General features: G+C 42.6%; 14 protein-coding genes. 7 read left to right on the forward strand and 7 right to left on the reverse strand.

Annotation, left to right across the window (positions count from 1 at the left end; translation table 11 throughout):
* The first annotated feature begins 162 nt into the window (after nt 1–162).
* From FO440_RS07990 to FO440_RS08005, 5 genes are all read left to right on the forward strand, one after another.
* Nucleotides 163–2214, forward strand: a complete 2052-nt coding sequence (locus tag FO440_RS07990; protein WP_144247666.1) for a glycoside hydrolase family 36 protein — start codon at nt 163–165, stop codon at nt 2212–2214.
* A 72-nt stretch (nt 2215–2286) separates the two neighbouring features.
* Nucleotides 2287–2409, forward strand: coding sequence for a hypothetical protein (locus tag FO440_RS24975; RefSeq protein ID WP_262711483.1), 123 nt, complete (start codon nt 2287–2289; stop codon nt 2407–2409).
* 81 nt (nt 2410–2490) lie between these two features.
* Nucleotides 2491–3441, forward strand: a complete 951-nt coding sequence (locus FO440_RS07995) for a tetratricopeptide repeat protein (protein ID WP_144247667.1) — start codon at nt 2491–2493, stop codon at nt 3439–3441.
* A 44-nt stretch (nt 3442–3485) separates the two neighbouring features.
* Nucleotides 3486–4355: a tetratricopeptide repeat protein gene (locus FO440_RS08000; RefSeq protein WP_144247668.1), complete on the forward strand. Its 870-nt coding sequence runs from the start codon at nt 3486–3488 to the stop codon at nt 4353–4355.
* Between the two features lie 30 nt (nt 4356–4385).
* Entirely contained in the window at nt 4386–5297 is a 912-nt protein-coding gene (locus tag FO440_RS08005) for a tetratricopeptide repeat protein (RefSeq protein ID WP_144247669.1), read from the forward strand.
* Between the two features lie 96 nt (nt 5298–5393).
* On the opposite strand, the gene FO440_RS08010 is transcribed toward FO440_RS08005, so the two are convergent.
* Together FO440_RS08010 and FO440_RS08015 are read right to left on the reverse strand one after the other, a co-directional pair.
* Nucleotides 5394–5825 carry a hypothetical protein gene (locus FO440_RS08010; RefSeq protein ID WP_144247670.1) on the reverse strand — a complete coding sequence of 144 codons (432 nt, stop codon included), beginning with the start codon at nt 5823–5825 and terminating at the stop codon, nt 5394–5396.
* Nucleotides 5826–5954: 129 nt separating this feature from the next.
* On the reverse strand, nt 5955–6509 hold the full coding sequence (locus FO440_RS08015) for a hypothetical protein (protein WP_144247671.1): 555 nt from the start codon (nt 6507–6509) through the stop codon (nt 5955–5957).
* A gap of 107 nt (nt 6510–6616) precedes the next feature.
* Here FO440_RS08015 and FO440_RS08020 point away from each other — a divergent pair, with 107 nt between their 5' ends.
* The gene (locus tag FO440_RS08020) at nt 6617–7219 is read left to right on the forward strand and encodes a Crp/Fnr family transcriptional regulator (RefSeq protein ID WP_144247672.1); all 603 of its coding nucleotides are present in this window, start codon (nt 6617–6619) and stop codon (nt 7217–7219) included.
* A 172-nt stretch (nt 7220–7391) separates the two neighbouring features.
* Nucleotides 7392–8213 carry an alpha/beta fold hydrolase gene (locus FO440_RS08025; RefSeq protein WP_144247673.1) on the forward strand — a complete coding sequence of 274 codons (822 nt, stop codon included), beginning with the start codon at nt 7392–7394 and terminating at the stop codon, nt 8211–8213.
* An 81-nt stretch (nt 8214–8294) separates the two neighbouring features.
* On the opposite strand, the gene FO440_RS08030 is transcribed toward FO440_RS08025, so the two are convergent.
* The 5 genes from FO440_RS08030 to FO440_RS08050 form a co-directional block, all read right to left on the reverse strand.
* The gene (locus tag FO440_RS08030) at nt 8295–9017 is read right to left on the reverse strand and encodes an SDR family oxidoreductase (RefSeq protein ID WP_144247674.1); all 723 of its coding nucleotides are present in this window, start codon (nt 9015–9017) and stop codon (nt 8295–8297) included.
* Nucleotides 9014–9814, reverse strand: coding sequence for a helix-turn-helix domain-containing protein (locus FO440_RS08035; RefSeq protein ID WP_144247675.1), 801 nt, complete (start codon nt 9812–9814; stop codon nt 9014–9016). The genes FO440_RS08030 and FO440_RS08035 overlap by 4 nt, the downstream gene beginning before the upstream one ends.
* A gap of 20 nt (nt 9815–9834) precedes the next feature.
* Nucleotides 9835–10740, reverse strand: a complete 906-nt coding sequence (locus FO440_RS08040) for an SDR family NAD(P)-dependent oxidoreductase (RefSeq protein WP_144247676.1) — start codon at nt 10738–10740, stop codon at nt 9835–9837.
* A 110-nt stretch (nt 10741–10850) separates the two neighbouring features.
* Nucleotides 10851–11498: a Pr6Pr family membrane protein gene (locus tag FO440_RS08045; protein WP_144247677.1), complete on the reverse strand. Its 648-nt coding sequence runs from the start codon at nt 11496–11498 to the stop codon at nt 10851–10853.
* 24 nt (nt 11499–11522) lie between these two features.
* Nucleotides 11523–14024, reverse strand: a complete 2502-nt coding sequence (locus tag FO440_RS08050) for a YfhO family protein (RefSeq protein WP_144247678.1) — start codon at nt 14022–14024, stop codon at nt 11523–11525.
* Nucleotides 14025–14063 lie beyond the last annotated feature (39 nt).

Raw genomic sequence — 14063 nt, forward strand, 5'->3', positions numbered from 1 at the left:
ACCTGTAAGGACGAAAATCAGCAGCTAAAATTGGTTTTATTAAAAAAAGTACTACATTAGTTTTTGGGTTGTGTATACAAGCTAATGTATTTGTATGCCGGTATGTAAACCTGTTTCCCCGATGGCCGGTTAAGCCCAATATAAACCAATAATAAACTTAAAATGCGTTTAAAAAACAGTGTATTAAAACTTGTAGTACTACTGCTTTTACCTATTGGCCTGTCTGCACAAATGACGCAACGGGTAGACGGTATTGTAGATGTGCAAAAATGGATCAGCAATTCATTTGCTAAAGCAAAGGTGCCCCCTTTTTCGTTTGTTTACAACGGCAAACCATCTGCATCCTTTATCACCAAGTGGGATTACAAGCTGCAAAAAATGCAAACCGATGATGAGGGGGTAATTAAATACCAGGTTTCTTATACCGATAAGCTGACCGGTATGCAGGTAAAATGCCTGGTAAGCGGTTATAAAGATTTTCAGGCGGTTGAGTGGGTGCTTAATTTCACCAATACATCCTCAAAAAATTCATCGGTGTTAGAGAAAGTAAACGTGCTTGATCTCGCGGTTAATTACAATCGGCCGGGTAATTTTAATTTGTTGCATGCTAACGGTAGCAATGCCGCACGTGCCGATTTTAGTCCGAAACTAACACCTTTTGAACCGGGTAAGCAGCAATATTTTTCGCCGGCAGGCGGCCGCTCGTCAGACGATACTGCTTTTCCGTTTTTTAATGTTGAGTCGGCAAACAAAGCAGGTATAGTTTTAGGCATCGGCTGGACGGGCACCTGGTTTGCCGATTTTGTGCAAAAAGATACAAAAACCTTATGGATGGCAACCGGTATGAAAAATATGAAGCTGTTTCTTTATCCCGGCGAAAGCATCAGGACGCCAAGTATTAACATGCTGTTTTGGCAAGGCGATGACCCCATGGCGGGTAATAACAAATTGCGCCAGTATATACTTAAATATCACTCGCGTAAAATAAACGGCAAATTTGCAGAATATCCTTTATCGGGCGGCTTTGCATGGGGCGACCCGCCGCCATGTAATGAATACAGTTGTTTGACCGCGGATTTTGCCATTGCTGTAATTAACAGGTATAAGCAATTTAATATAGTGCCCGAGGTGTTTTGGTTAGATGCCGGCTGGTATACCGGTAGCGGCGGCCCCGATTACAGCGGCGGCAATTGGTACACCTCTGTAGGTAATTGGACGGTTGATACTGTGCGTTTTCCGCACGGCTTAAAACCCGTGTCGGACGCGGCACATAAAGTAGGATCAAAATTTATGCTTTGGTTTGAGCCTGAGCGTGTAGTAGCCGGATCAATGTTTGATAAGCTGCACCCGGAATGGATGCTTAAGATCCCTAACAGCCGCCAATATCTTTTTGACCTGGGGAATAAAGAAGCCTGTAAATGGCTGAGCAATTATATAGCTAAAATGATAGAGGATAACGGCCTTGACTATTATCGCCAGGATTTTAACATGCATGCCGACCCGTATTGGGAGGCTAATGAAGAACCCGGGCGTACGGGTATCAGGGAGATAAGGCACATTGAAGGCTTGTATGCTTTTTGGGATTTTTTATTAGCTAAGTTCCCTAACCTTTTAATTGACAATTGTGCCAGCGGGGGCAGGCGTTTAGATATGGAGACCACATCGCGCAGTGCACCGCTTTGGCGTACCGACTATAATTACGGCGAAACTACCGGCTATCAAAACCATACATACGGCTTAAACTTTTGGCTGCCCCAGCACGGAACCGGTATTTATGCAACCGATAATTATAATGCGCGCTCCAGCATGAGCAGCGCTATGGTTATCGGCTGGAAAATTAACAGCAACACCGTAACCATACCAGATATGCAAAGGGTAATTGCGGATTATAAAGCTATTCGCCCTTATTTTTATGAAGATTATTACCCCTTAACCGGCCTGGGCGATCTAACCGGCGATAATGTTTGGGTTGCCTATCAATTACATAAAAAATCAGACGAAACAGGGCTGGTGTTTGCATTCAGGCGCGGAAAAGACGCGCCTAAAACCATTGTGGTAAAGCTGTCGGGATTAAACCCGGCTGTTGATTACGAATTAACTAATGCCAACGATGGGTCAAAATTCATAAAATCAGGTAAAGAACTTAAAAACGGTATTGAACTGCAATCGGCAGATGCACCGGGATCGATATTGTTAAAATACAAGGTTAAGTAAAGCACGGTTTTCTTGATGGAAAACAAATTCAATCTGATAAGTATTATACTATAACTATAAAACGATACAATTATGAAAAATAAGTTTTTACGCCTGTTATTGCTTGGAGCAGTGGTAGGCACCTTAGTTACCAGTTGTGGTCCGCCGCGTAAATTAGCACCACCACCGGCCCCTCCGGGAGCACCGTCACATTAATAACAACAATAACAACGTCCGCCTAAAATATTTTAGGTGGACGTTTTGTTTATAAGCTGTTTTAGGTAACTTTATTTAACCATGAAACGCCTTATCCTGTCATTGATGCTTACCTGCTTTGTAATTACTGCAAGCGCACAAACTGCAAACGTTGACACTGCTTTAAAATTTGATAATTCAATTATGGCCTATGAAAAACACTGGGTAGTTTTGAAGAAGCCTGTTGCCTATTCATGTTACACTTTTGGATATGTTTATATTGACAAATACAAAGGTTTTATGTTTAAAGAGGCAGGACAGTTTGAAATAGGTAAAAAGAATAGATACGTACTTAGATACGGTAAAAAAGATATATACACGTTTAGCCCCGGTAATAATGACCAGGACTCTGTTACCCGGGTGATTCGATTCATGGATACCTTAGGTGGCCAAAATGTAAGAATTATGCCACCGCCACATGCTGCAATTTTGCCGCCAAAACATTTTAAAGAATTAAAAATTGAAGCCGAACCCATTTGGGTAAAACCTTATTATGTTTATACTGATACGCTTGACCATAATTACCGCTGGGGCTGCTTTCATGTCGAAGAAACCGATAGAGATACCGGAATAGGTTATTTAGAAAAAGTTTACCGGGTATCGCCCCATTACAAAGGGGTAAAGATCCCGATGGATCATGCTTATTGGATCAGTCGTCAGGGAATTGAGCTTAAGCTGGCGCCCGCCTATGTTGTAAAAGGGCAATATGATAGGGCTATTACCATATTAAACAAAGCGATACAGAATGATCCGAAAAATTTGGCTTTCTATTATGAATTGGGAATGGCTTATAGAGACAAATCAGATTGGTTGAATGCAATTGAGGTTTATCAGCAAGCGATAGCACAGATATCCGCTGATAAATCATCATTTAAAAGTTTGATGGCCGGTTCTATAAGTTACTCATTTGCCCAGCTTAATCGCGATCAGGAGAGTAAATACTGGCATGAAAAAAGCCTTGAATATAGCCCTTGTCCAAGTTGTATTCCTTAAAGAAGTGTTCTATTATAGCCTGTTTTGATTAACTTTATTTAACCATGAAACACCTTATCCTGTCATTACTTATTACCTGCTTTTTTGTTAAAGTAAGTGCACAAATTGCAAATGTTGACACATCGCTAAAATTCAGACAGCTCTTCGTCAATTGCGAACGCAGATGGGTAGTACTACCCCAAAAAAGCGATACTGCCAAAACCTATGCGTACGGCTATATTTACATTGATGAATATGCCGGGTTTACGTTTGATTTACAGGGTATGTTTAGTGTTGATGATAAGGGAAGATATGTTAACAAATCTTCTGTGTTTCCAAATAAGGCTTCCTATAAATATCGCTTGCCGGCAAATTGGTTTCGTGTGGCCTTGTTATCACCAAAACATTTTGAAGAGTTAAAAATTGAGCCCGAACCGGATTGGGTTAAGGCGTACTATAAATATACCGATACTGTACAACATAATTTTAGATTGGGATTTGTTTATAACGCCGTAGACCAATGCGCCCTTGCGTTACCTTATTTAGAGCGTGTTTACAAAATTGATCCGCATTATAAGGGGTTGGGGTTTGAAATGGCCTTTGCCTATAATGGCTTAAATCGTTTTGATGAGGCGATCAAAGTGTTAGAGCCGTCAGTAAAAAGTGATCCTAAGAACTTATTCCTTTATAAGGAATTGGGGTATGCCTATGCACATAAACGCCTTTTTGATAAGGCTATTACGGCTTACAAGCTTGGCCTGCAACTAACAGCGGAAGGACAATCTGAAGAAAAAGGCGAAATGGCAGCTAATATGGCAGATGCCTACAAAAATCTTGGGAACCAGGAGGAATATAGAAATTGGATGATAAAAGGTAAATCATATGTGCCTCCTACGTCACCTAATTATAAAAGATTTGTTAATGCAGGCTTTTAGTTAATAAGTTTTCGGTAACTTTAAGTAACCATGAAAAACCTTATCCTGTTATTGATGCTTTTTTGCATTGCTTTTCAAGTAAATGCGCAGCGATTAATATGGAATGACGCAAATATTACTTACGATAAAGGCTTTGTTGATGGCGAAAATCATTGGGTAATAATGCCGCGAAGCAATACTTCTGAGGCCTATCCTTTTGGATTTTTATATATTGATCCGGAGGTGGGTTTCGTTTTTCAGCAGGCCGGAGTTTTTAAAATAGATAATCAAAAAAAGTATTTACTGGATGAGGCCTCAACAAAAGTTTTGTATCCCAGGAAAATGCTAAGCCCCGGCAGATTTGTTTCCTCGATCACCATCTGGCGTTTTGCTTTAGTTTCTGATGAGCATTTTAATGAATTGAATATAAAACAATCTGAACCTGACTGGGTAAAACCTTATTACACTTATACAGATACGTTAGCTTATAATTATAGCCAGGCATGTATTTATGCCAATTCACGTTATATAGAAACAGCAATTGATTATCTGCAAAAAATATATAAAGTAAACCCGCATTATATAGGGTCTAAACAAAAGGTAGATTTTGGCTATTACCTGGGCAGCCCGGGTGTCGAGCTTAAACTGGCCTGGGCTTACAACTCCATAGATCAACCTGATAAAGCTATTGAAATTTTAAAATCGGCGATCGCGTTCGACCTGAAAAATCCATTCTTTTATATTGTCTTAGGTTTTTCTTACGACCAAAAAGAAAATTGGGAAACGGCGATAGATACTTATAGACATGGCCTGCAGCTTATGGGTAAAGAGAAATCCGAATTGAAAAGCAATTTCGCCTACGGCATATCAAATGATTATCACGCGCTTAAAAACGACGACGAACGCAAAAACTGGCGCGCAAAAGGCGACGAATATAATCCATGCCCGGGTTGTGTTTATTAAAAGATAGCTATTCTTTTTTCCAATGTCCCGGCGGGATATTACGCAGGAACTTTGTGTACGATATTGTTTCTTATTCCGAAATCAGGTTTAATAATTCTATTTAACCCTGACCCAAATATCGTTGTCGATAGTGACGAAGCTGTCGGCCTTGTACTTGCTCTTTCCGCCAAACCTGATCCAGTAAGCTTTACCAAAATGGTTTGTGTGAAATTCATACAGATCGGTAGGGTAAAAGCTTATAGACTCGCCCCGGCCCTGCAATTGCTTTAAAATAATGCCGCCTTTTACAGAAATTATTGTGACATAAACGTCCCTTCCATTATCGTCCATAGTTTTGTATTTCCCTGCAAACATTGCCAATTGAGCGGCGGTAAGTTTTATAGCTTTTTGATCGATTACATTACCGGCTTTGCTATTTGATTGTTGGGCATTGGCTAAATTTATGTTGAGGCAAAACCCCATTACAAGAGACAATATAATAACATGGCTTAATGGCCTTTTTCCGGGGATCTGATTAGGATTTTTCATTTGTATATATGATAACGTATGGTATCCCAATATACACAATGAGTGTGATTTAATAAAACGTTTTACCAAGTTATATATTTCAATAGATGCAAAAAGCCTTAAGCTTAAAACTTAAGGCTTTTTGTTTGATCAGGCAGTCTGGTTAACTGTTTTTGACAGTCGCAACGCGGCCAGCAAATAATAGAATGCACCGAACGCGGCATAGCCGGCTAAACTGGTAATGCCTTTTGTAGGGTCGTGCGCCAGGATGATAAACGAGGTGCCGCCAAGCATAGACTGGCCGCCACTGATGATCATGGGCCATTGGCCGCCTAACAATTTACGGCGGCGTAAACCTAAAATCAGTTGGATCAACCCTGTACCAATGGCCCAGGCACCGAAAACCATCAGTGCTTCCGGCACGCCTTTTTGTATGGCAATGCCAACGGCCACGGTAGTAATGCTGCTGATAACCAAGTTTACATACTGCGGCGTTTTTGATGGACTGTTCTTATTGGCGCGAATATCAAGAAAAGTACCCACAACATCCCAGGCCGGGTAAATGATCAGCAAAAGGCTGCCAATGCCTGGCGATGTTTTTGCAAAAAGGGCGACAAGGATCACCCAGGTAATTGAAAATGCTGCGCGGATAAAGTATAGCTTACGTAATGATCCGGCTGTTTTTGATGAAATATTTGATGTCATGATTTTTTAAATTATTGTTTTATGATGCCAAAGGTCAGGCTTATTATCTGTCGTAATTTTCACTTAAGTGAAAATGCGTGTGTCAGATTCCTGCTATATTTGATCAAGTGATAGACAAGAACGAAATATTAACAAAGTATCTAAAGGAATTTGCGCCATTAACCGACAAGGATCTCAGCGACAGCCAGCCATTTTGGAAAGCACGTAAGATCAATAAAGGCGATTTTTTTAATATGCAAAGCATGGTTTGCAATGACCTTGGGTTGGTGGTAAAGGGTATCTTCAGGATCTATTACCATGACCCGGATACCAAAGAAGATAAGAACATCTTCTTCTTTTCTGAAAATCAGTTTGTGGTTTCTTTCAGGAGTTTCATCTCCCGCAACCCCTGCTGGTATTTTATCGAAGCGATGGAAGATTCAGAGATCTTCTTCATTTCTTACAAAGATTTGAACAATCTTTATGCGAGCCATCCCAACTGGGGGACATTTGGCAGGCTGCTGGCCGAATCGTTCTTTGCCAATGCGCAAACCCGTACCGAAGAATTTATTTTCTTCTCGCACGAACAACGTTACCTGCGTTTGCTTAAAGACCATCCCAAGATCGTCGAACGCATCCCGGCTTATCATATTTCGTCGTACCTCGGCATTACCAACCCTTCTTTAAGCCGGATCAGGAAACGGATCGAAAATAAGGCTAAGGAGGGATAGGCGAGTTATTTTAAACAACTGTTGAGACTTGGCAGAAATATTTATTGTTTTCATCAAACAAAACGATGCTATAGTTTCTTTTTTATTTCTTGATCTACATTAAGTTTAACCGCGGAAAATAGCCCCACATTTGTTTCAACAAACAAAATACTTAACTCAAAAACTAAACGACATGAGCACAATCACCACCAAAGACGGAACCGAAATTTATTACAAAGACTGGGGAACAGGCAAACCGCTGTTCTTTCACCATGGCTGGCCATTATCAAGCGACGACTGGGACGCGCAAATGATGTTCTTCCTTGAAAAAGGCTACCGCGTTATTGCCCACGACCGCAGGGGACACGGCAGATCAAGCCAGGTTTCTGATGGTCATGACATGGATACCTACGCAGCCGACGTTGCGGCAGTTACAGAAGCGCTTGACCTGAAAGATGCAGTACACATCGGCCACTCAACAGGTGGTGGCGAAGCTATTCATTACGCGGCTAACCTTGGTAAAGACCGAGTATCAAAAGTAGTGCTGATCAGCGCGGTTACTCCATTGATGGTCCAAACCGAAAATAATCCGGATGGCGTACCCATGTCTGTTTTTGACGAGATCCGCCAGGGTACCGCGTTTAACCGTGCTCAATATTTTGAAGATTTTACCATTCCTTTTTATGGATATAACCGCGAAGGTGCCAAAATATCAGTAGGCATTCGTAAAAACTGGTGGCGCCAGGGTATGATGGGCGGTGTAAAGGCACATCATGACGGTATTAAGGCTTTCTCTGAAACAGATTTCACAGAAGATCTTAAAAGTGTTGATATCCCCGTGTTGGTATTGCACGGCGAAGACGACCAGATCGTGCCGTTCCCGCTTTCTGGCGCTAAAGCTATCAAGCTTTTGAAAAACGGAAAACTGATCTCTTACCCGGGCTTCCCGCATGGTATGCCGGCTACCGAAGCTGAAACTATCAACAAAGACCTGCTGGCTTTTATCCAGTCATAAGCTTTAGATAATGACCAAAATAAAGAACGGGATGATAAAGCATTATGCTTTGTCATCCCGTTCTTGTATAGAAAGAAATTACTACGGGTTCATCCTGTTAAAATAATCCATAATAGTTTCATTATTGGCTTCTGCTCTTGCTTCGCTGGTGCCGAAAGTTAATTCGGTTTTACCTTCCTGCAATTGTTTAAATATGGATACTATAAACTCACTTACAGGAGGGTGCGCATCGTGAAGCCCCTTTGCACCAAGATCAGTATTTAATGCCGGCGGGATAATTTCAATTACCTCTGTACCGGTATCTTTCAATTGGTGCCTTAACGAAAGCGTGAACGACCGTAAGAAAGCTTTGGTACCGCAATACACCGGCACCTTTGAAAGGGGTACAAAAGCCAATCCCGATGTAACATTCATAACAGTGGTTAACGATTTCAGCTTTAAAAATAGCTGCGTTAAATGGATAGGAGCAATAACGTTAATGGTGATCTCGTTGGCGGCTTTTTCATAAAAGTTATCATCCGCAATGTTCATCCAGTTTTGAATGCCGGCATTGTTTACCAGTACATTCAGGTCCGGGTGGTTAGCCGCTACCCAATTGTAAAGTTCTGCGCGTTCTGCTTCGTTTGCAATGTCGCATACTTTGGTGATCACACCCGGGAATTTTTCAGCTACTTCGTTTAATACTGATTCCCGTCTGCCGCAAATAATAACGGTGTTGTTTTCCCGGATAAACCTTTCGGTTAGTCCCAGGCCGATGCCGGTAGCGCCGCCGGTGATCAGGATCTTGTTGTTTGCTAATTTCATAGTGATGTTTTAATGGATGTTTTTTGTTGTTCGGACAGTTGCGTAGGCGTAAGCCCGAATAGTTTTTTAAATGCAAATGAAAAATGCGACAAAGCTTCAAAGCCCAGGTCGAGATAAATTTCTGACGCTTTCTGATCCTTTGTACCGATCAGGAAATAAGCCTCCTGCAAGCGTTTTTTAACCAGCCAACGGTTAGGCGTTTCATTAAAGATAGTTTTAAAGTCACGCTTAAAAGCCGATATACTACGGCCCGTTAAATAAGCAAAACGATCTATACTTACATTGAACTTATAGTTACGGTTCATAAACTCTTCCAGGTTTATTTTCTGTGGCACGGCAAAGTCAAAAAACAACCCTGCAAGTTCGGGTTGATTTTGCAGCAGGATAATAAGTAGCTCTTCCCGTTTTACATCTGCAAAAGGGGGAGTTATTTTTCCATGATCGTAATATGGCAGTAACGACTTGATGAAATTTGGTAACAACTTATTTTCCGGCAGGCGTAAAATCGTTTCGTCTGATTGAAATTTCAGCACACGCGGTTGATGTTTTTCCTGAAATGCTTTAAGAAATGTCTCATCAAAAAAAACGAAGACTTTTTCCAGTTCTCCGTTTACTTTTTCTTTCTTAAATCTTATCAAACGATTTTTTCGGGCAAGTCCGCATTCCCCTGATTTGAACACATAGTTGCTGCTTCCGTCATACAGGTGCATTTCGCCATTGATGATATAAGCGAAAGTATGTTCGGCTACAAATTGTTCGGGTGAGATCACCCCGATATGATAATCTGATATGGGCATGTTGGCATTTCAAATTTACCTTATTTAACGATTGATAACAAGGCGCGTGTTTCATTCACTACGCGATCTTGAAACTCCGGATCGCGAACCTGCGCCGAGCCATCCATTGGCTTGCCTTTCTCGTCAAAATACATGCCTGTTTTACCGGAACCATCAGTCAGGATCTTTGTGATCACTATCGCTGATTTTTTTGGCGTACTGCTGTATGCAGAGAAAGGAGGAATGATCGCCATCAAATGACCGAACAAAAATCGGACAAATGCATTCGTGCTTTCACCACCAAGACCGGTTCCGCGGGTTATTCCCGGTTCTACGGCATTATAATTTAATTTGGGGTTTTCACGTGCAAGCGCCATTGCCGCCGCGAGAATGCATTGTTTTGATGTGGCATAAGCATCAATGCCCGGCATTTTAGACCCTCCCGTTTTCCATTCGCCGCGGGCACTGGCCTCGGCAGATAAGTAACGACCGCCTTTCATCCCCATGATCTTTGCCGGTTTGCGTTCGGGGTCCTCAATGGCTGATGCTATAAAAACAACGTTCGCTCCGTCAATAAGATGGGGCGCAAGTGCCTCGGTCAGTGCAAATGCCCCGAGATGGTTCGTGGCAAATGTCATATCCCAGCCTTGTGCACTTTTGGCTGGTTTGGCCGGCATTATACCTGCGTTATTAAGTAATCCGGCAAGGGGCAGCTTAAGCGCGATGATCTGTTCAGACGCACGCTTTACGCTTTTTATATCTGATATGTCACACACCACAGGCATGGCATTGTACCCTTTGGCTTTTATCTCGTTTTGTATCTGACTCAGTTTTTCTGCATTCCTGCCTACAAGAATGACAGTGCCATGTTTTGCCAATTCAAGCGCCGTGGCATAACCAATGCCCGATGTCGGACCGGTAATTATATAGGCTTTATTATTTTTCATGATCTGAAAATTTACACTGCAAAGTTCAATGTAAATTTTTAGATAAGCTTTCTTGGAAAGTCCAAGTTTGTTATCCTGAAAGGTCCAAAAGTAATAGGCATGTAGATTCTTTAAGCAGCACTATTACCGCGGTTAACCAACCTGCTAACCCCGATCAAAAAACTGCTCAATATCAAAAATATCACCAACACGCCGGTCGAATTGATCAACACCTGCGCGTAACCAAACTTGGCGGCGTTTAAAAACGGGTAAGGATAGTAGCCGGTACTTGCACCACGCGCCAGGCTATACACCAAATAAAGCAGCGGGAATATTGCCCAGGATAATAACAGGTTCCATTTTAGTTTTTCCTTCGGCACAAAAAGTACCCAGAATAATAAAAAACTAACCGTGCTTATTTCATGCAATAAAACATCCGTCAGTTTAAATAGTCCGTGCAATTGCCAGATGCCTTTTAATACCGTAGCGTAAACCAACCCTACTATCAGTATGTAAACCGCGATGGCTGTTAATACCGAAGCGCGCCCGAAGAAACTGCCCCAACGGGAACCCGGCGCGAATAGAATTGCGGTAAGTGCCACCGCTATCAGGAGATTGGTTTGTATGGTATAAAAGCTCAGGATCTGTACCAGCGCACCAAAAAATGACCGGCCTTCTGACTGATACATCCCGGTAGAGATAATAAACTGCAATACCAGCGCGAACCAGAGCATCAGCATATTTATCCATAAAAATATCAGCCCTGGTTTGTTTTTCATTTGTTGGTGTACTGTTTGTTTCTCCTAACTTTTCACTTCGTTATCAGGGATATATTTACGGATCTTATTACCAAATAATGCACCGCCCAACAATAACACCAGTAGTATAGAGCCGGCTGTAGAGATCTCTTCGCCCACGTAGTAAGACCTTGGGTGGAAAATAAATTCAATTTTATGCTGCCCTGCCGGGATAGGCGCGGCCCGCAACAGGTAATCGGCCCTGAAATATGGGCTCTCCGTGCCATCAATAAGCAATTTCCAGCCTTTGTTGTAATAGATCTCCGAGAAAACCGCAATACCCGCTGTTTTTGAAGATGATCTGTAAACCATGTGGTCGGGATTGTAGGCGGCCAATTTTATCGTAGCGCTGCTATCGGGCGCTATCTGTTCATTGCCTATTATAGTTTGGTACTGTTTATCCGCTATCGCTTCATCTTTAGGCTCAAAGTGGGTAAGCGCCTGCATTTCTTCATCGGCATTGGCAACATATTTTATACGCTTAACAAACCATACATTGCCACAGGCGGCAGGGTTGGGGTACAGGGTTTCTCCCTGCTTGCCTGAATCGGGTGCTATGATGTATTTGGTGTTAAGCATGTTCAATACAGCCGGGTTTGCCCGCCCGTTAAATTGATTGTCCATCAATTCATCATACCGTTTCATGCGCGCGGCAGAGTAACCGCCTAATGTTTTATGGAAGAACGGATTCTGTACGTCCTGCTTCATACTTGCCGTTGCATCGAATACCCTGAAATCTGGATCCGGGTCTTTGGCTATCTCTGTATCGACAGGCCTTTGCGGTACCGATGTTTCCTGCTTATCGGTAAAGTTGGTGTCTTTTAAATAACGTTTGTCTACCTGCCAAAGATCAACCAATATCAGCGCCAGCAGAACAACGGAAAAGGTGGCCAGGTTTAGTTTTTGTTTGATAAACAGCCATACAACACCAAACGTAAACAACACAAATACCAGCGACCGTGTAGCGTCGGCGCGTTCAAGATTGACCCTGTCCTTCACCACAGCATTAGCCAGCGCGTTGGCCGTAGCACCATCGCCCCGTAAAGCCTGGGTTAAATTGGCCACGCTGCTTACCTGGTCGCTTGGTCTGAAACTTAAAAACAATTCAGGCAGGACTATCAGTATTAATAAGAGCCCGCCGGTTATATATAACGACAGCAATAGTTTTTTAACCAGGATCTTTTTATCCGCGGTAGCTATCACTTCCCTGATGGCTAAAAAAGCCAGCACCGGCACGCACAGGCTGGTGACAGCCAGAATAGAATCAACCGTGCGGAATTTATTATACAGCGGGAAGTATTTTAAAAACAGATCCGACAAATAAGGCCAGTTGCCACCGAAGGACAGCAGCATAGTTAATACCACGGTACCCAGCAGCCACCATTTCAACCGGTCATTAACTATCAATAAGCCTAATACAAACAACAGGCAAATGCCTGCGCCGAAGTAATTCGGCCCGCTGGTGTCAGGACGTTTATCGCCCCAGTAAAGCGATAGACCTTCCATACCCGGCCTGGTGGTTATTTGTTGTATAATGTTTAACGCCTGTTCTGCCGGCTGCCCTTTATCTGTGAAAACCTTAACCATTTCAGAGTTTTCGTCAAACAGCTGCGGCCCCGAAGCACCACCCGAAGCGTTGGGCACTAAAAAGGTAAAACATTCTGCAACGCCCTGGCTGTATTGATAAATGTAATCCCTGTCAAGGCCATCCCGCGGTTCTTTGGAGTTATTGGTCAGGTTTGATTTGCCCCTGTAACTGTCTTTGCCATATTCGTAGGTGCTCCATAAAATTGACGCGTTTACCGCGAAGGCCAGTAACGATGCCGCTGCCAGGTAACACAATGATTTTACAAATTGCGCGACGGTTTTATTTTTTATGGCATGATACAATTCGATACCTATCAGTATCAAAATGGCCATCATTAAATAATAGGTCATTTGCAGGTGGTTGCCCTTGATCTCGATAGCCAGAAACAGCGCCATCAATGATGATCCAAGCAAATACCTTCCCCTTAACGTTAACAGGATACTGGCCAGTATCGGCGCAAAAAAAGCAATGGCAAAAGCCTGTTCAGAATGCCCCGCCGCCAGCAGGATCATATTGTATGATGTAAAGGTAAAAGCCACCGCACCGGCTGCTGCCAGCCACGGGCTTAACCTTAATACGCTAAATAAAAAGTACGTACCCAGTAACAGCACCAATACCAAACCTACCGGGCTGGGTAGCCAGTAACTAATGGCGGTTACAATATGTGTAGCTATGTTGGCTTTGTAAGGTGCCCACAATTGATAAGCGGGCATGCCGCCAAAGATCTGGTTGGTCCACAAAATGGTGGTATCGCGGGCGCGGTAATCCATGATCTCTTTGGTGGTTGATTGCGCGCCAAGCGTATCTCCCTGCCCCAACACCTTACCCTGAAAGGCAGGCGAAAAATAGAAAAAGCACAGTACTAAAAATATCCCGGCAACAGCAAAATGTATCCCGTTACGTTTTAACCAATCCATCATAAGCAGCAATAAGTAAACGGTTTAAAAATACAATTATAG

It is taken from the genome of Mucilaginibacter corticis (assembly GCF_007558865.1).
In the GTDB taxonomy this organism is placed as follows: Bacteria; Bacteroidota; Bacteroidia; order Sphingobacteriales; family Sphingobacteriaceae; genus Mucilaginibacter; species Mucilaginibacter corticis.